The 19,258-nt window shown below is 40.4% G+C and carries 10 protein-coding genes; 4 read left to right on the forward strand and 6 right to left on the reverse strand.

What is annotated here, in order from left to right; genetic code table 11:
• The first annotated feature begins 8 nt into the window (after positions 1–8).
• The 3 genes from Q4597_RS11305 to Q4597_RS11315 all read left to right on the forward strand — a co-directional run bounded on the left by Q4597_RS11305 (position 9) and on the right by Q4597_RS11315 (position 8,818).
• Positions 9–4,034: an amino acid adenylation domain-containing protein gene (locus Q4597_RS11305; protein ID WP_303406296.1), complete on the forward strand. Its 4,026-nt coding sequence runs from the start codon at positions 9–11 to the stop codon at positions 4,032–4,034.
• A complete protein-coding gene (locus Q4597_RS11310; protein ID WP_303406297.1) occupies positions 4,009–4,749 on the forward strand; it encodes a 4'-phosphopantetheinyl transferase superfamily protein in 741 nt (246 codons plus the stop codon). Before Q4597_RS11305 ends, Q4597_RS11310 begins: the two co-directional genes overlap by 26 nt.
• A 190-nt stretch (positions 4,750–4,939) precedes the next feature.
• Positions 4,940–8,818, forward strand: coding sequence for a PKD domain-containing protein (locus Q4597_RS11315; protein WP_303406298.1), 3,879 nt, complete (start codon positions 4,940–4,942; stop codon positions 8,816–8,818).
• 24 nt (positions 8,819–8,842) lie between these two features.
• Here the strand turns inward: Q4597_RS11315 and Q4597_RS11320 are convergent, their stop codons facing one another.
• From Q4597_RS11320 to Q4597_RS11330, 3 genes are read right to left on the reverse strand one after another with little or no spacing between them, the layout of a single operon-like run.
• Positions 8,843–10,147, reverse strand: a complete 1,305-nt coding sequence (locus tag Q4597_RS11320; RefSeq protein ID WP_303406299.1) for a DUF3570 domain-containing protein — start codon at positions 10,145–10,147, stop codon at positions 8,843–8,845.
• A 26-nt stretch (positions 10,148–10,173) separates the two neighbouring features.
• Positions 10,174–10,386, reverse strand: coding sequence for a DUF4266 domain-containing protein (locus tag Q4597_RS11325; protein ID WP_303406300.1), 213 nt, complete (start codon positions 10,384–10,386; stop codon positions 10,174–10,176).
• Positions 10,383–11,363 (reverse strand): FAD:protein FMN transferase, encoded by a 981-nt coding sequence (locus tag Q4597_RS11330; protein WP_303406301.1) that lies wholly within the window; start codon positions 11,361–11,363, stop codon positions 10,383–10,385. The genes Q4597_RS11325 and Q4597_RS11330 overlap by 4 nt, the downstream gene beginning before the upstream one ends.
• Positions 11,364–11,786: 423 nt before the next feature.
• On the opposite strand from Q4597_RS11330, the gene Q4597_RS11335 reads away from it, so the two are divergent.
• A complete protein-coding gene (locus Q4597_RS11335; protein ID WP_303406302.1) occupies positions 11,787–14,741 on the forward strand; it encodes a DUF5060 domain-containing protein in 2,955 nt (984 codons plus the stop codon).
• Between the two features lie 96 nt (positions 14,742–14,837).
• Here the strand turns inward: Q4597_RS11335 and Q4597_RS11340 are convergent, their stop codons facing one another.
• Genes Q4597_RS11340 through Q4597_RS11350 form a run of 3 tightly spaced genes read right to left on the reverse strand, consistent with a single transcriptional unit; the run spans position 14,838 to position 19,212 of the window.
• Entirely contained in the window at positions 14,838–16,400 is a 1,563-nt protein-coding gene (locus Q4597_RS11340) for a sulfatase (protein WP_303406303.1), read from the reverse strand.
• A 12-nt stretch (positions 16,401–16,412) separates the two neighbouring features.
• Positions 16,413–17,999: a DUF4955 domain-containing protein gene (locus Q4597_RS11345; RefSeq protein WP_303406304.1), complete on the reverse strand. Its 1,587-nt coding sequence runs from the start codon at positions 17,997–17,999 to the stop codon at positions 16,413–16,415.
• Positions 17,989–19,212, reverse strand: coding sequence for a glycoside hydrolase family 88 protein (locus tag Q4597_RS11350; RefSeq protein ID WP_303406305.1), 1,224 nt, complete (start codon positions 19,210–19,212; stop codon positions 17,989–17,991). Before Q4597_RS11350 ends, Q4597_RS11345 begins: the two co-directional genes overlap by 11 nt.
• Positions 19,213–19,258: the final 46 nt, after the last annotated feature.

Here is a 19,258-nt window from a genome sequence, read left to right on the forward strand (position 1 = left end):
CTTAGCATTTGGAAAAAAGTGATAAAAATAATTCGTTATTAAGCCGATGGAAAAATCGTGAAGAGAAGGAGGTTGCTTTAACAACCATTCCAAAGGCTCCCGATACAAGCTCGGCACCATTGTCTTCAGGGCAACAACGTATATGGTTTCTTCAAGAGTTGTATAAGGACAACCCTTTTTATAATTATTCAGAGGCACTTACTTTTCAAGGAGATTTAAAAGTTGAATGTTTAAAAGATAGCCTTGAGCATATATTTTTAGCTAATGAGGTTTTAAGGTCATATTATCCAACTGTTAGCGGTAGTCCTATAGTTAAAACACATAATAATGTTCCTGAAATTAAGGAATATGATTTTAGTCATTTAACGAAACATGAAGCAGGAAAAGAAACTGAGGCGGTCATGCGGCAACAGTCATCACAGGTGTTTGATTTGTCCGTTCCAAGTCTGGTAAGGGTATCCTTAATTAAGCTTTCTGTAAATAAAACGCTTCTGTTTTTTACCATGCATCACATTGTAATAGATGAATGGTCTATAGATGTTTTAAAACAACAATTAGCAGACACGTACCTGAAACTATTATCCGGACAATCGTTGGATATTCCACATGAAACTCTTCAATATTGTGATTATGCATATTGGGAACGAAACACACCAATTGATGAAAAACAATTGGAGTATTGGAGAAAATCATTATCGGGAGATTTACCTATTTTAAATCTGCAAACAGACCGTACGAGACCGGCGAGACCATCTTTTAAGGGGAAGCAACAAGCCTTGTCACTAGACAAAGAGTTGTCTTCGGACATATTGAATACATCAAAACAACTTGGCACAACACCCTTTGTTTTCCTGCTTACCGTGTATTACATTCTTTTGTATAAGTACTCAGGACAGTCGGATATTTTAGTAGGAACCCCCATTGCTAATAGGAGTTCCAAGTCTTTGGAGAAAGTACTTGGGTTTTTTATCAATACAGTGGTTTTGAGAAGTAGGGTAGAGGATTCCAGTAGCTTTTTAAACCTAATGGAAATTGTAAAATCCAATACGCTCTCAGCTTTTTCCAACAAAGAGATACCCTTTGATGTATTGGTAAAAGAATTGAAGGTTGAACGGTCTTTAGCGGTAAGTCCCTTTTTTCAAGTAATGTTCTTATACCATTCAGCTACGGCCACACCTTCTTTTGGGACTGATTTACATTTAGTAGATGAAACTGAATTTGATACCGAGGTTTCTAAATTTGATTTAACGCTGTCTATCTCTGAGTCAAAAGGAACTCTTTCTTTGGCTTTTGAATATGATACGGACTTATTTGAATCTACTACTATTTCTCGTTTTTTATCGCATTATAAAATGTTATTGAATGGGGTAATTACAAACCCTAATGAATCTATTGGTCAACTTCCAATGATGACCATAGAGGAGAAAAAAGTATTGTTCCCCCAAGTTGTAGAAGGCAGAAATCATTTCAAAACTTATCCTGGAATTCACAATATTATATCTGATGTATCACATCAGATTCCGAATCGTAATGCGTTGACATTTAACAATGTGTTCTTGTCTTATGGAGAATTGGATAGGCGGTCAGGAATAATTGCTGAAGCCATACTCCAAAAAACAAAGAAGCGAAACGAGATAGTAATGCTTTGTATGGATAGGTCAGTTGAAATGATAGTTTCTTTATTGGCTATTCTTAAAGCTGGGTGTGCCTATCTGCCTATGGACCCCAATTATCCCATGGAAAGGTTAAGCTTTATTTTGGAAGATGCCAATTGCAATATTGTTGTGACACATAGTAGTCTCACCAAAGTTTTTGATGGCACTAATAAGAATACTATTTTAGTTGATACTGTTGATTTTGATGTGGAGAAAGATATTGTTCTGCCCGAGGTAAAAGAAGACGATTTAGCCTATGTTATTTATACTTCAGGAAGTACAGGAAAACCTAAAGGTGTACCCATAACCCATAAGAACATTATCAATTCAACAGCAGGGAGATTGGATTTTTACCCTAAAAATCCGAGTGCTTTTTTGTTAATGTCCTCCATTTCGTTTGATAGTTCCAAAGCTGGAATTTTTTGGACACTATGCACAGGAGGCAATCTTATCCTAACAGAAAATAGAATAGAACAAGACCTTACTAAAATAGTGGGGTTGATAGAGAAACACAAGGTTAGCCATACCCTTATGCTTCCTTCTTTGTATAAAGTTTTATTGGAGCATGTAAGTACTACAAAACTAAAAAGTCTGGATACCGTTATTGTCGCGGGTGAGGCCTGCACGCGTTCTTTGTGTGAAATCCATTATATAAACCTGCCCTCGGTACATTTGTACAATGAATATGGGCCTACGGAAGCTACAGTTTGGTGTCTTGCGCACAAGGTAGAAAAGAGTAATAGCTTAGACGATGTGCCCATTGGTAGGCCGGTTGCTAATGCAGAGGTGTATCTTCTAAACGAAGCTAAGCGTATGGTTCCTTACGGTGCAGTTGGGGAAATCTATATAGGAGGCCCAGGAGTGTCTAATGGGTATCTTAATAGAGTAGACCTTACTGAAAAGGTGTTTGTAAAGAATCCGTTGGGAGTAGGCTCTGCTACAATTTACAGAACGGGTGATTTAGGCAGGTACCGAAATAACGGAACTATTGAATTTTTAGGAAGGGCAGACCATCAAGTTAAAGTACGTGGTTTTAGAATTGAGCTGGATGAGGTGGAGAAAACCATATCCGAATACGATAAGGTGACTGCTACAGTGGCCATGGTAGAGGACAACAAACGTTTGGTAGCCTATATTACGGTTAGCAGTACAGTTGAGGAAAGGGCACTTAAACTGTTTTTAAAAGAGAAGTTGCCCGAATATATGGTACCATCTAGGATAATAGAAGTGGGGGAGTTTCCACTTTTGCCTAATGGCAAGGTGGATAAGGTAAGTCTGTCTCGTATGAAACCTTCCGTAGTGCGCGGTGCTGTTGTAGAAATGGAACTTCCGTCAACGGAGCTTGAAACAAAAATGGCCGCTATTTGGAAAGAAGTCTTGCATCTCCCTTCAATTGGTTTACATGAGAACTTTTTTGATATAGGGGGAGATTCTATATTGAGCATACAGGTTATTTCAAAAGCGAAAGCGGAAAAAATAGAGGTGTCTCCCAATCAATTGTTCCAGTATCAGACTATTGCAGAGCTTACTAGACATATAGAAACTGAAAAACAAAAGCGGGCAGAAGCTTTTGATACCTCAGAATTTAAGCATTTAGTGGCCATTCGTTCCGGAGGAACAAAACCTGGCTTATTTTGCTTGCACTCCGGTGGCACCCATTTCTTTTATTACAATCAGTTTGCAAACCATTTACATCAAGACCGTCCGGTTTATGCACTGCAGGCATCGGGTCATGAAGATAAACTTGTACTGCATAGAAGCGTCCATCAGATGGCGATGGACTTCATAAAGGAAATTAAAAAAGTACAGCCCCAAGGGCCATATCACTTTATAGCGTATTGTTTCAATACGGCCATTGGTATGGAGGTTACAAGATTGTTGAATGAAATGAATGATTCGGTCAATCTTATCATAGCAGATACTATGGCGGACTACCTTAGTCTGTTTGCTCCGTCGCAGACCAATGTTAGGGCAACGGCATTTTTAAAAAGGCTAAAGTCGGACCCGGTAAAAGCAGTTCGTAGTTTTGTTAGGTCAAAGTTGATGCTGCCGCTCAAGGAAAAGTACAAGTCTTTCATGAGCAGTGGTAGTCAAAGGCTTGTCCGTACGTTACATGATAATCATATTAAATTATATAGACAGTACAACTGGAAGCCCGTAGATAATAATATACACGTATTACTAACTGATAAAAAAGAGGTGAATTTCAATGAAAAAGTAGTGGCTTCATGGGAAAAGATGACGAATAAACAAGTCATTGTTGTTTCCGTGGAAGGTCATCATGACAAACTCTTTGAAGATGCTTTAACTGCCGAGAAAACGGCGGCCAGTATAGATGCGTGTATGAAAAATTTTGAGACTAGCAGAAAAACAGGCTGAATGGAACCCTATGGAGTTATCTGAAAACGAAGCACACGTATGGTCTTTTAAGACAAGTGATTTTCAAGAGCTTGACTATTTAGAGTTGCTCTCTCAGGATGAATTGGAGCGAAGAAATAGGTTTAAGTTTGAAAAGGATAGAAAAGTATATGTCCTGGCCAGAGGCCTCCTTCGTGTCTTGTCCGGAGGATATTTACAAATTAATTCGGCTCAAATAAATTTTAGTTATAACGAATTTGGAAAGCCATATTATACCCATTCCACACCCTTGCGCTTTAACATTTCCCATTCAGGGGATAGTATTGTAATAGCTTTTACAAATACAGGAGAAGTAGGGGTAGATGTGGAGCGAATAAAAAATGATTTTGAGGTAGCTAAAATAGCGGAAGGTTTCTTTTCTTCGGATGAAATTTCGTCTTTGTTGGCATTTCCCGAAGAGAAAAGAGCTCAGGTTTTCTTTAATTGTTGGACGCGAAAAGAAGCCTTTATTAAGGCTAAGGCAGTTGGACTCTCTTTTGATTTAACCTCCTTTTCGGTTTCTATCGCTGATAAGGCCCCGGAACTTTTAAGAACTCAATGGGATTCTAAAGAAAAGAATACTTGGAAGCTGTTTTCGTTCAATAATTTAATAGGGTATTGTGTGGCCTTATGTGTACCGGTATCGGTACAGAAAGTTTCTTGTTTTGGTCTGAAGGATTTTAATGATTCTTTTTAGGATTAATTTTTAAGTAATTGTCCTGTAGTTGTTTGTCTTTTAATATAGCAACTAGTCGATTAAGTGGTTGCATCTATTGCTTGTCTATTTTTTAAACCTATTTTTATTGAGGATTACGGAATTACGGGTCGCTGTAATGCCATAATTTAACGGAAACGTTTAACCAACCTTTTTTCTAGAACTAGAGATTATGAAAATAGAAAATACATTTCTATCGGTTTATTTTTGGGTGCTTTCTTTGAATATGTTGATTACGGGAATGGCCTACGGCCAGTCCTTAAATCCGTGCAGCTCCACCCCTTTCCCCAATGACTGGCAAACACATGAACTACAAAGCTCAGAATTGCCCTACCGTGCCGTTTATATTCTACCCAAAGAAGATTTGGATGGAGATGGGCTAAAAGATATTGTTGCTGGAGGTTGGTGGTATAAAAACCCTGGGAGTGCTTCTGGAAATTGGGAGCAAAAAACTATAGGGAATCCGTTTAAGAATGTTGCTTTTGTTCATGATTTTGATGGTGATGGAGATCAGGATTTATTGGGTACTCAAGGTGGGTACAGAGGTGCGGATATGGCTTGGGCGGAGAATGATGGCGCTGGAAACTTTACGATCCACACCAATATTCCTTCGGGTAGAACAACGTATTGGGAGAAAAAAATACAAGGTATTACATCAGGTGTATTCGAGCCTGGCGGGCCTTTTCAGATTGCGATTAATTGGAACGGTGCTGAATCTTCTGGGTCTACGGTTCAAATGTTAACGGTGCCGGCCGATCCCAAAAACGGTACATGGAGCTTGACGGATATAAGCGATGATTCCTTAGGGGAGGATTTGCAAAGTGCCGATTTGGATGGTGATGGGGATTTGGATTTATTTCAATCCGATAATTGGCTGAGAAACGACGGTAATGGCAATTGGACTACCATATCTACTGGTATTGGTTATCGTACCACTTCAGATAGGTCACAATTGGCCGATTTTGATGGGGATGGTGATTTGGACGCTGTGGTTGGGCAATTAGGAATTGGTACTAGTGCCTCGGATCGCAAAGAATTTGCGTGGTTTGAAGCGCCTTCCAACCCAAGTTCCACATGGATAAAACATGTGTTGGCCACAGATATTAGTTCTAGCCTTAGCCTTTATGCCACGGATATTGATTCCGATGGCGACCCGGATATTGTGGTGGGCGAATGGAAAGGAGATAATAGATTGCTTGTTTTTGAGAATGATTTATGTGATTCCGGTGATTGGATAAGGCATACCATAGATGCTGGCGGAACAGGTTTTGACCACCATGATGGAGCTCAGGTGGTAGATATTGATAATGATGGCGATTTAGATGTGGTTTCCATTGGTTGGGACCATATTGTTCCCCGAATTTTCGAAAACAAGTCCACTATAACAAATAGTAGTCCGATTTCGGATGCAGAAGAAGACCAAACCCTTGTTTTGCCTACAGCTACTATAACGTTAAACGGTAGTGGCAGTGACCCGGATGGGGGAACGCTAGCGTATAAATGGGCGCAGAAAAGCGGACCTAACACGGCGACTCTGGCTAACAATACATCTAAGAATCTAACGGTTTCCGGTCTAATTGAAGGGGATTATATTTTTCAGTTTACGGTTACGGATAATGAAAATGAGAGTGATACGGACGAAGTCTTGGTAAAAGTCCTTCCAGAACCCATTGCTGGCAGTTCTAAATTGCTTATAAATGCCGGTGGGCCAAGAGTTGTGCAGAATGGGGAAGAGTTTGTTGCAGATCAGTATTTTGATACCGGAAGTACTTTGAACAGGCATCAAACAGGGTTGTCTCAACCCTATAGTAGCATACGTTTTAGCCGTACGCAGCAAATGAGTTACAATATTCCATTGGCAAATGGGGATTATACGGTAAAACTACATTTTGCCGAAGTCTGGTTCGGTGCCACCGGAGGCGGGTCAGGTGGTATTGGTAGTAGGGTTTTTGATGTGGCTATTGAGAATAGTAGAGTTCTTGATAACCTTGATGTTTTTGCCGAAGTAGGTGCGGAGACCCTGTTAACAAAGAGTTTTAACGTAACAGTACAAGATGGTCTTCTTAACATTGATTTTTCCGCTTTGGCTTCCGATGGAGGGTCTAGGCATCCTATAATTAATGCTATTGAAATTGTAGGCGATGGAGAGCAACCTTCTTTTCCGCCAGAAGTAAATGCGGGTAACGATAAAACGGTGAGTTTGGAAGATACATCAACCTATACTTTTAACGGTTCGGGAAATGACCCGGACGGGGGAACGGTGTCCTTTCAATGGCATAAACAAAGTGGTCCTGGTGGGGTACAGTTGTCTGGAGCAAATACTAAAAACCTAACGGTTAGTAACCTGGTTGAGGGTGATTATGTCTTTAGATTGCAAGTTACGGATGATGAGGGCGAATCGGATTTTGATGAGGTTAAACTGAAAGTGCTGCCAGAACCTACTACTGGGGCTTTTTCATTATTTATTAATGCAGGCGGTTCGTCTACAGTTTATAACGGAATCGACTTTGCTGCCGACCAGCATTTTGACACTGGCTCAACTCTTAACAGGCCACAAACAGGTTTGCCTGAGCCGTACCGGAGTTTTAGGTTTAGCCGATCTCAGGTTATGGGTTATGATATTCCGTTGCTCAACGGGGCGTATTCGGTAAGATTATATTTTGCCGAACTATGGTTTGGTGCAACGGGAGGAGGTTCCGGAGGAATAGGCAGTCGCGTTTTTGATGTACAGTTGGAGAATGAATTGGTAGAGGATAATTTAGATTTTTTTGCATTGGCTGGAGCAGATGCGTTATTGGTAAGAACGCACTCGGTTTCCGTTACGGATGGTGTGCTTAATATTGATTTTTCAGCCTTGGTTTCTGATGGAGGCTCTAGGCATCCGATTATAAATGCCATAGAGATTGTCGGGGAAAGCGGGCAACCTTCACTAGAACCTATTGCGAATGCAGGCCAAGACCAAAATATAGTTTTGCCTGTAGATGAAGTGGTTTTAGATGGTTCTGGTAGCGATCCTGATGGTGGTGCGGTTTCATTTCAATGGGTGCAGGTTACTGGTCCAAGTACAGCTACCTTGTCTTCAGCTGCGACTTCGGAACTTAATGCGAGTAATCTTATTGAAGGTTCTTATGTTTTTCGGTTAACGGTAACCGACGATGAAAGTCAAGTAGATTCGGATGAGGTGACAGTGGTCGTTAGTCCGGAAGCGGTTGGTCTGGATGACCATATTTGGCTAGAGGCGGAGTGTGCAGATGTTGGTGCTGATTGGTTGTTTAGAACAGATAGTTCTGTTTCAGGTGGTACGTATTTAGAAGCGCCGTCTGGCAATTACTTTAATAGTGCGCCTTCCGGTGGCGGTTCAAGGATACGTTTTGACTTTTCTGTTGAAGAAGGAACGTATCGCCTGTATGCTCTAGTAGATACTCCAACAGGTGATACGGATAGTTTTTGGGTACGGGCAAATAACGGGCCTTGGTTAAAGTGGAATTATATTTTAGGGGGCAATGGTTTTAATTGGAGGCAATTGCACGATAAGGAGCGTAGGACAGTGTTTGTTACTTTTAATTTGAACGAGGGAAATAACACCATAGATTTTGCCCATAGGGAACAAGGTGCTAAGCTTGATAAAATATATGTTACTAAAAATGGGCAACTCCCAACCGGTTTTGGGGAGAGTGATTTTACATGTTCGCTGAGCAGTAAAAATTCGACCGTACAAAAAGAAGCTGATGTGTTGTCTAGGAATATTACGGATTCGGGAATTGGTTCGGATTTGTTGATAGAGCAGGGTGAAAGTGCAGCAAGTTTATATCCCAATCCGGCACATACGGAAGTTCATATTTCGCTTCAAAAAGAGCAAAAAGAAGCGGAATATATTGCTATTTATACCATGGATGGAACATTAGTTAAGATGGAAAAGGCTAATGCAATACAGGTTGAACCTAAACTTTATAAAATGGACGTAAGTGTTTTAAAACCTGAGGTGTACATTATTCAGGTTTTAAATGTTGATGGAAAGTCAACAATCCATAAAATGCTTATAGCAAACTAGTTGAAAATAAGTGGTGGGTTCAATTTAATCCCTAACGAATTTTACTCCTGCGGTAATGATGGAAGAGCTAAATGTGGTGTCTCTGTCGTACTGATAAAACTTCAGGTCAATACTCTTAAGTCCAAATTTTGAGATATGCATTTTGGTAAAAATATCGGTATAGGAAACTCCCAGACCGTATTGGTTGGCGGTGTATTCGGATAGGTCATAGTCTGAGGTGTAGAACTCTTCATTGGAAAGGTGTCCTTCGTAAGGTGCAAAATAATCCGCGGCAGATTGATTGTAAAATCGGTAAGAAGGGTAAAGTGTAAACTTATCGTTCAATTTAACAGCGGCTTCTATACTTGCCGTATGTGAGTGGACACCCCAATCATCAAAATAATAGCGATAATACGTTCTAAGTGTTAGAATTTCGTTGAGGTACCAGTTTAAACGTCCGCCTAGAGCCAGTTTTAGCCTGCCATCGGGTAAACGTTCAATATCATCCGCCAATTGAAAATTTTCTATAAATGAGTCCGGTACATCCGAAAAGTACACGCGTTGGAAAGGAGTTGAAAGAAGCCCCTGTTGGTTGATAATATCAAATGAAATCAACCCCTGTACATTTTTGTGTAGTATTTGGGAAAGGCCAAGCCCTAACGAATAGGAGTTGCGGTTGGTTTTATCAAGTTCGGTAAAATTGGGTGTGTAATTACTGTTTCCGGTAATTTCATCGGGTCTAAAAAACCCAACACCATCATTGCCAAAAGGTCTAAGTTCAAAAGGATATATGGTGGTCCATTTATCCAAATACACATTGGCGTTTATACTGGCTTCCGTGTTTTTTTCATTGAAGAGTTTGGCGTAGCTCCCGCCAAAACCGAAAGAAAAGTAGTCATACTCTGATGAAACGGAAAATTTCGCGGACCAAACATCGTTTCTGTCGTCAGAACTGTGGCTGTAGCTACCTGTTAGATTTACCCAAGTATCGGATTGCGAAGCTCCTGAACTGGCAACAAATGGGTCGGCATCGCTTCTTTTGTCAAACGGGTCAACATTACTGGATGAGGCAGAGGTATAGGCTGAAACCCCAGCATCTATGGTGAGTACCTCATCGTCGTTTAACGGAATGGAAACAATAATTGTTCCGGTTGCATCCGTTAGTTCTTCTGTGCCTTTTCCACCGGTTACGGCTGCATTATCACCATCTTGGGAATAATAGCTGGTCAAAAAATCTACTTCGGTGGTTTCAAGAACCCGTTTTTTATATTCTTGGTTTTTCTCCTGTGACCAAGCAAACTGAAGTCCTACTGTCAAGAAGATAAAAGCTATGTTTTTTATTGAAGTCATAATTCGTTTGTGCATCACCTTGTAACTTAATTGCAGCCGCAGCCACCTCCTGTTTTACCTCCGTTAGCTCCTACAGCAGCTTCTCTATAGGAGTGGGCTATGGTAACGTTTCGGTCACATTTTTTGTCGCTTAGGGTCATATCCGGGTCGCTGAGATTTACTTTTTCGTATTCTTTCACTACAATGCAGCTGTGCATTGTGGCGGCAACCCCTATTCCTATTAAAAATCGTTTCATCATAATTTCTCTATTTCAATATGCTCGGATGTAGATATATTTCCTTGATCGTCAATTATAATACATTCTATTTGGGGCATTTGATTGATTCTGTTCAAACCTACTTCTTTGCCCATTACAAAAACCGAAGTGGCCAAAGCATCAGCCAATTCCGCTTTTGGCGCAAAAACGGTAACGCTAATAATTCCTGTTGACGGAAATCCTGTTCTTGGGTCAATGATATGGGAGTATCGCTTGCTGTTTAAGTTTACGAATTTTTCATAATCACCAGAAGTAACCACCGCTCCTTGTGTAATGGGTAGTAAAGCAAACACCTTATTTTTGTCCATTGGGTTGGTGATGGCAACTTTCCAAGGTTCGCCATTGGGTTGTTTCCCCCATGTATTCATGTCTCCCGAAGCATTGATTATTCCGGCAGCAACCCCGGTTTCAATCAATAGAGCCTTTGCTTTGTCTGCGGCATAGCCTTTGCCAATTGCTCCAAAACCTATTTTCATACCTTCTTCTTTTAGGAAAATGGTACTATTTTCAGGGTTTAAAACTATATTATGGAAGCCTACTTTTGCTACTGATGATTGAATGGCTGTGGTGTCTGGTATTTGGGTCATGCTGCCGTCAAACACCCAAATTTTATCCATAGAAGCATAACTAATGTCAAAAGCACCATCGGTAAGTGTGGAAAGGCCTATTGCCCGTTCAATGAGGTCGTAGAGTTCCGTAGAAACTTTTACAGGACTTTTTCCGGCATTTTTATTGATTTCAGAGGTTTGTGAATGGGGATTCCATGAAGATATCAAGTCTTCAATTCTGGAAATTTCGGCCTCGGCCAAATCTATATTTTTATTTGCTTCGGTTGAGTCTTTGGCAACTACAGTAATATCAAACCTGCTCCCCATTAACTTTAGTGTTCTGGTAAAAGTACCCTGTGCAATTATGGAAAGTGAAAACAAAAAGAATAGTACGAATAGGGAATTTCTCAAGTCCTATAATTTAATTAAAATATGAAACGAAACACTGCGTCTATAGCAAAGATAAGATAGAATCTATTAGGTCTTGGTTGTGGTCCGTAAAAGAATCTTTTTTGAAAAATGCATGACGATAACTGTTACACTCATTTAAAGAATAAAAATTTTTTGCGCAATTTTGCACATATTAAAAATGAAATATCATCTAATTATTCAGTATAATTGTATGGTTTTAGCAAATTAGATAGTGTAAAAACAAAATTACATAAGTTTTGCGCAAAATTTGTGCAAATTGTTTATCGCATTAGTAATGTATTGTTAGCTTGTTACGCCTGTATCTTTGATGAGGTTAATGCTAAGATAGCAATACTTAAAAAGAACGAAAATTTGCTGAAGACATTTTAGTAGTAATTCCAACAAATAGAAAACAGAACATCAATGAAACAAAAAGAAAGGAAGTCTAGTTTAAAGAAACACTTCTTAGTCGCACTATCCTTGACCACATTTGGATTTTTTCAAGCTAAGTCACAGGAAAACAAGGTGTTTAACGAGACTGGCGGAAAAGCAGTTGTGGAAGCGGAGGATTTTTATAAACAAACAAATACGGATATCCGTAAGTGGTATGTAATAGATTCCAACTTTAAATCAACATTAAAAAGTACTGAGGACAAGTTGCATTATAAAGACGCGAGTGGAGAGCGATATGTAGAAATATTCCCAGATACGCGTACCAATCATGATGAAAAGCTTATAGTAGGAGAAAATTTCTCCAACGAGCCCGGTAAGATGGCCATTTTGCATTATAAAGTCAACTTTTCTACGCCTGGCAGATATTATGTATGGGCAAGGGCCTATAGCACCGGTTCTGAAGATAATGGGATTCATGTGGGGGTAAATGGCACATGGCCAGAGTCGGGCCAGCGTATGCAATGGTGCGAAGGTAAAGATGCTTGGACATGGGGCAGTAGCCAAAGAACCCTAGAAGTGCACTGCGGTGTGCCAGGGTTGATATATTTGGACATTGAGAAGGCCGGTGAGCATGATATTCAGTTTAGTATGAGGGAAGATGGTTTTGAAATGGACCAATTTATATTGTCCAAGGATAGTAGCTTTCATCCTGAAAAAACTAACGAGGTTGCTTCTGATGATTTATTAGCTATGGCAAAGGAAGTAAGGCCAAGCGCCAGAATATATCCGGCACAGGGGTTTAAAAGCACTAAAAATTCATTTTATAACGATAGAAAATGGTTGGCCATCAATCCGGAAAAATATGAGGAAGCGGAGGCTTTTCTTCCCTTTGATGGAGGTGACGGCACATATGATGTGGTATTGTTTACGGTAGGCGAAAATGATGGACGGTCTGTGTACACTTTACGGAAAAATGAAGAAAGCTTTCAGGATTTCAGAACTCCGTTAAGCAGTAATATGTTTGAAGAAGGCTTGGAGTATGTTAAAGTCTACAATAATATTAAGCTAAAGGGTAAAGATGAAATAGGGATAAAGGCAGTTCCAAAGAGTAGGGACGGTAAGGAATTTAGTCGAGCACGATGGATTGGATTGGTGGTTGTTGAAGCGGGAACCGGTAAGAAACTGCTAGAGGAAATGCAACAAAAAATGGCTGAGGAGGCCAATTTGAAAATTTCGGGTGAGCTTAAAAAATGGCATAAAGTTACCATGACTTTTGATGGCCCAAAAACCTCAGAAAAAGCAGATTACAACCCATTTATGAACTATCGCTTTAATGTAACTTTTACTCACGCGAAAAGTGGTAAATCCTATGTGATACCTGGTTATTTTGCTGCTGATGGTTATGCGGGGCAATCTTCTTCGGAAGAAGGAAATAAGTGGCGTGTTCATTTTGCTCCTGACGAAACAGGTGAGTGGACGTACAAGGTTGATTTTAGAAAAGGAAACTATTCGGCGGTGAGTACAAAACCTACTACGGGACTCAGTGGTTCCTATATGGACGGTGCCAGTGGAGCCTTTACTATTGAAAAAACAGATAAAGAAGGAAACGATTTTAGGGCTAAGGGAAGATTACAATATGTAGGGGAGCGTTATTTAAAATTTGCTGAAACAGGTGAGTATTTTCTAAAGCAAGGTCCTGATGCGCCCGAAAATTTTCTTTCCTATGTAGACCTTGATGGTACCTTTAAGGACGATGGCCATAAGGATAATATGGTTAAAACTTGGTCAGCTCATTTACAGGATTATAAGCAGAATGACCCAACTTGGAAAAACGGAAAGGGTAAAGCTATCATTGGCGCTTTAAACTATTTGGCTTCAAAAGGGTTGAACTCGGTCTCATTCTTGACTAACAACATTGCCGGAGATGATCAGAATGTATTCCCTTATATAGATTATGATACCTATGATAGAATTGATGTGTCCAAAATGGACCAATGGGAGATTATTTTTGAACATGCCCAAAAGTTGGGGCTTTTTCTTCACTTTAAAATGTTTGAAGTAGAGAACCAAGGACTTTTGGATAATGGTGGGGTTGGAGCCAACACCAAATTGTATTATCGAGAATTGATGGCCCGTTTTGGACATCATCTGGCTTTAAACTGGAATCTTTGTGAAGAGAATGGCGAGTGGGTAACTAACCCAACAACACCTCCGCAAGAAGAAGAGCAACGTCTAGCTATGGCCGCTTACTTTAAAAAGAACGACCCGTACCACCATCATTTGGTAATCCATAATGGAATTGAGTTTGATGATTTATTAGGCCCTGAAAGCGGACTTACAGGACCATCAGTGCAAACGAATAAAGTAGATTTTAGCCGTGTGCACGGGCAAGTGTTACGTTGGTTAAATGCATCCAAGGAAGCCGGTTTTCAATGGGCCGTAGCGGTTGATGAACCCGGTGACGCACAACATTCGTTAATTACGGATGCTGAAAATCCTGATCATGACAATGCCCGTAGAAATGCCTTGTGGGGTACGTTCATGGCCGGTGGATGGGGTAATGAATGGTATTTTGGATATGCACACCCACATTCAGACCTTACTTGTGAAGATTACCGCTCTAGGGACTTGTTCTGGGACCAAGCGGTACACGCCATGGATTTCTTCAAAAAGAATAATGTTCCGTTTTGGGAAACAGAAAACAGAAACGACCTTGTTGGTAATACGGAGAATGAAAATACAGTCTACTGTTTGGCAAAGGAAAACGAAGTCTATGTGGTTTATCTTAATTCAGAACCAACTGCCCAGTTAGATTTGTCCAATGCTTCCGGTGAATTTGAAGTATTATGGTTCAATCCGAAAAAAGGGGGAGACCTTAGAAAGTCAAAGGTCAAGAAAGTGTCTGGTGGTGCTGTTGTGGATTTAGGAAAATCGCCAGATAAAAAACAACAGGATTGGACTATTTTGGTTAGAAGAGCAAAGTAGTCGTTTTACCATTAGTGGAAAAGCGGCTCCCGTCTAAATGACAAGTATCCGCTTTCTTAATTGTTAGGTGAACAAGGGTTCAAAGATGTCCCGGTATTATTCGTACCGGATAACATCTTTGAACTTTTTTTGTTGGTACCATGGGTCATTGGTTCTTTTAAGCTCTTTACCTAGGATACTTAAAAGGTTTGCGGCCACTTCGGGTTGTTCGTCTATGCTAAGTTTTTTTAGTTGGTACGGGTCTTCTTGATTGTCGTACATATAAACTTCCTGTAAACCTTTGGCGTTATCGTCTCCGTGCTTTTTCTGGTCCACACAAAGCGTATATCTATTGGTGAGTATGCCTCGTGAATTGGCGAGCATGAGTAAGATTCCTTCAGGTTTTTGAACCGTTTTTTTGTTGGAATTGGTTAAAAGAGGAGAAAAATCAATCCCTTCAATAGCTTCAGGTATGTTTTTATCCAACCCTGCCAAGCCCATTACGGTTGGTAATACATCAGGTCCGCCAAAGAGGGCATCGTTTATTGTGCCGCCTTGTAAGCCCTTTGGCCAATGCACGATAAAGGGAACTGCCAATGACTCGGTTTCAAATACATTTTTGCCTTCTTTGCCATGGCTGCCAAGCATTTCACCATGATCAGAACTAAAAAGTATAATAGTGTTGTCTAGTTCTTCCACTTCTTTTAAAGTCTCTAAAACCTGCCCAATATAGTTGTCTACACTGGTGAGGTTGGCAAAATAGTGGCGTACGTAGTTGGCCACTTTTAAATCGGCATTATCACGTACGGCCAATTGGCTGTCTTCTGGGTACTTTTCTTTATTGTAGTACTTGGCAAGGGTTTTCATATCCGTATTTTCATCGTTCCAAGGATTATGGGGCGGATTAAGTGACCACATTAAAAAGAAGGGTTTATTGGAATCACGTATATTGCCTTTGTTCAAAAGATAGTTTTTGATTTTTTCAGCTTCATTTTTTGGAGTGAAGATTTTGGGTTCGTGTAATTCACCATCCTTTTTGCCATTAATGGTGTTTGGGTCATTGCTATAGACCAATGGGTCATAGTGTGTATCTCTTATGGATTGATAAAAATACTCTATGCTATGTCTGGATTTTCCTGGGGGAACATAGGTGTCATAGCGATTGATGTAGTTTCCGCCAGGTTCTTCGGTAGAACCTACGTATGTCCCTTTTTCGTCAAATAAGGGTTCGTTTTTCAGCCAATGACATTTGCCGAAATAGGAAGTATTATAACCAGCGTCATAGAACAGGTCGGTTATTGTTTCAATGTCATCACGTAAACTTTCGTCGCGATCCTTTCTACAGTTGTTCCAAATTCCGTTTTGTTCTGGATACCTCCCTGATAAAATCATGCCTCGTGCGGGGCTACATAGCGGAAAGTTGCTGACCGCTTGCGTAAAAACCACGCCGTTTTCGGCCAATTTATCAATATGGGGAGTAACCACGGGATCAGGCTTCCCTATGACATGAGCTCTATATTTTTCTTTGGACCAGAACCCTGCGCTGTAACGTCTTAGTTGGTCTGGATAAATAATTAGAACATTTGGGGCTTTAGCTTCCGCTAAAACAACCTCGGGCTTTTTTTCTTCTTTACACCCTAATGTCAATAAGACAAGGGCTAATAGCAATATTTGTTTCATGAAGGGTATTCTTTATTCCTTGGGTAGACCGTTTTTTAGGTCTTGTATCCACTTGGGTAATTTGCCCAATCTTAATTCTAACTGAGCTTCAAATAATGATTCTGGTTGAACGGGAGTGTTTAAGCTTTCTACCAATTGCACTTCATCTGGTTTAAAAGTGGTACCAGCACCATGAAACCCAATAACTATTGGGGGTACAACCCGCCAATATTCCATATGTTTGGCAACGAAAGGAAAATTGGTTTCGGCCTCATCAGTTTCATTATAATTCCATAGAACAAGATACCTGCCATGGTTGGGAAGGTTTTTAACCGCTCCACCGGCCCTTCCGCTAAAAAATCCACCTTCAATATTATCAATAAGTGTAGACCTTGGCTGTGAGGCATGCGATTCAAAACTGCTGTGGGCAGGATGTTTTGAACGCCAGACCACTGTACCGGTAGTGCTTCCGCCACCCACACCAGATGCATGTTGCATACCGGCCTTGTCATTAATATAGGCGAGAAGTACACCCGTAGAACCTCCGCCTACACTGACGGCACTGTGTCCAATTTTTCCATCTATCACAAGATTTAGAGCTGTTGTAGCCGCACAATGTGAAAAGTAAATGGCTCTGTTAACATTGGTGAATGTGCAGTTTTTGACCCAAGAATCAGCTAATCCGGTTAGGTTTAAAATGCTCCATCCTCCGTCATCCTGTGCGGAGCGGTGGTGTACGAAATCTTTTTTCCAATTCCCTTCAAAGGTCAAATTCTCAAAACCTACTTCTGATAAATGCGGGAAAGTATATAGTTTCCAATCCTGCTGTTCAGAAATATTATAATGAATGGGGGCTACAAAAGTTATTTTGTTCCCCGATACGGACGCTACTTTGTGTCTTTCATTAACTTGTACACCGTCTTCTATAATCGAGGTCCATTTAGGGTTTAAGGGTAGGGGGTAGATGTCCTGTTCTACAAATTTTGGGTCGTTATCTTTTACTTGAACAATGACCCAATCGCCTTTTTTAATTTTAGAAGCATCCGAAACCTGTATGGTATGGGTTTCTCTTCTGGCGGCACCCGTAATATCTGTGATGAACGTACTTTCCTTGGCAGTCTTGGTTTGAATGGCGTAAGGAGACGTCCATAAGTGTTCAGGTACTGTAGGGGGCATATCTCGTTCAAAAAATAAAATCGCTTTTTCAGAGGGGTTTTTCGGGCCTCTTAAAACAATGTTAGACGATGTTATTTTAATGGTATTCAGGTCATCGTCCTTTGTGTTGATAAGGTACTTTCCAGCAGGAAAATAGACAATTCCGCTACCGTTTGTTTCAGCGGCTTCAATGGCTTTTATAATCGCTTTTTTATCGGATATGCCATCGTTTGAACGTGCTCCAAAATCCTGAACATTAAAAACTTTATGGGCAGCTTCCGGAATCCCTGCTTCACTAAACCTGTAGCCGGCATATGAAAAGTTGGGCAGTATAGGTTCGGTGTTGTTGTGGACAGCATTTTTATAATTTTCCCACACATTACTTTCTTGAGCTACACATTTTGTTGCCAGGGTGCAGGTAAAAAGGAGAAACATGGCTATGGAGAAACTGCCTCTATTCTTCATATTGTTCTTTATATCTAAGTAATGCTTCCAAGTAATAGTAATCGGCATAATTGAGCGGTACATCAATTTCATTGTTGTGCGGAATGCTACCTACGCTATGTTTGAGAATAAAATTATTATTGGTGCCTAATTTGGCGGTAAACTCATCGGTTGCCAATGATGTTAAAATGCGCTCTGCATCAGCTTTGTAAGCATCGTTGGTATAGGTGTTCAACTCCAGTAAGGCCGAAGCAGTGACACATGCTGCGGACACATCGTAAGGCTCGTTAGGAATATTTTCAGCATTATAATCCCAATAGGGAATACCGTTCTTCTGATTTTTTTGATTGATAATATAATGAGCTATTTTCTTGGCCTTATCTAAATAAGCCGGGTCTTTCGTGTAGCGGTAACAAAGGGTGTAACCATAAAGGCCCCAAGCTTGTCCTCTGGCCCAAGCACTTTCATGGGCGGCGCCTTGAGCGGTATGCTTGGAACGTACGGCCCCAGTTTCTGGGTCATAATCAATTACATGGTATGAACTGTTATCTGCCCTAAAATGATTTTCCAAAGTAGTGTTGGCATGGGTAATGGCAATCTCTTTGTATTTGTGGTCTCCCGTATATTCTGAAACTTTAAAAAGAAGTTCAAGGTTCATCATGTTATCAATGATTACCGGGAATTTCCAACCTCTTTCCGCCTGCCATCCGCAGTCAACATCCCAACTCTTAATACAGCCTACATTAGGATTGAATCTGGTAGAAAGCGACTTGGCGGCTTCAATCATTACGTTTTTAAAGGCTTCGTTATTCGTTAGTGCATAACCATTACCGTAAGAGGTGTTAAACACAAAACCCAAGTCGTGATTGGTGGTTTTGTATTTGTGTTCTTCAAACAAAGCTTGGGACTTTTCAGCTCTTGCTTTCCAAACATTGTCATTGGTTGCCTTATAAAGGAACCACTGACTGCCGGGAAAAAAACCTTCCGTCCAATCAAAATTTTGATGTGCCCAATGCATTTTTCCGTCTTCGTTTACAGTTCTAGGTATTTTATTCTCTTTCTCTGCAATGGTGGATTGTAGGGCTAGTTGTTTTTCGGCCTTGTCCAAGACTTGATCAACATTAATAATATTGCTGTTTGAGGCATCAACATTGGTGGCCGTGTTGGTTTTGGTGGCACAACTATTCAAAAGAACAATCATGACAATGATAGAAAGGTGGTTTCTTATATTCATCTGTTATTGTTATCGGTTTTCTTTGGTGCACTTTCTATAGTGCTTC

The organism is Zobellia sp. 1_MG-2023 (assembly GCF_030549125.1).
Classification (GTDB): Bacteria; Bacteroidota; Bacteroidia; order Flavobacteriales; family Flavobacteriaceae; genus Zobellia; species Zobellia russellii.

Bases quoted from the DNA above. Each gene is read 5' to 3' on its own strand.
- Q4597_RS11340 (WP_303406303.1), bottom strand. From the start codon at position 16,400: ATGAAACAAATATTGCTATTAGCCCTTGTCTTATTGACATTAGGGTGT.
- Q4597_RS11315 (WP_303406298.1), top strand. From the start codon at position 4,940: ATGAAAATAGAAAATACATTTCTATCGGTTTATTTTTGGGTGCTTTCT.
- Q4597_RS11320 (WP_303406299.1), bottom strand. From the start codon at position 10,147: ATGACTTCAATAAAAAACATAGCTTTTATCTTCTTGACAGTAGGACTT.
- Q4597_RS11345 (WP_303406304.1), bottom strand. From the start codon at position 17,999: ATGAAGAATAGAGGCAGTTTCTCCATAGCCATGTTTCTCCTTTTTACC.
- Q4597_RS11350 (WP_303406305.1), bottom strand. From the start codon at position 19,212: ATGAATATAAGAAACCACCTTTCTATCATTGTCATGATTGTTCTTTTG.
- Q4597_RS11325 (WP_303406300.1), bottom strand. From the start codon at position 10,386: ATGATGAAACGATTTTTAATAGGAATAGGGGTTGCCGCCACAATGCAC.
- Q4597_RS11335 (WP_303406302.1), top strand. From the start codon at position 11,787: ATGAAACAAAAAGAAAGGAAGTCTAGTTTAAAGAAACACTTCTTAGTC.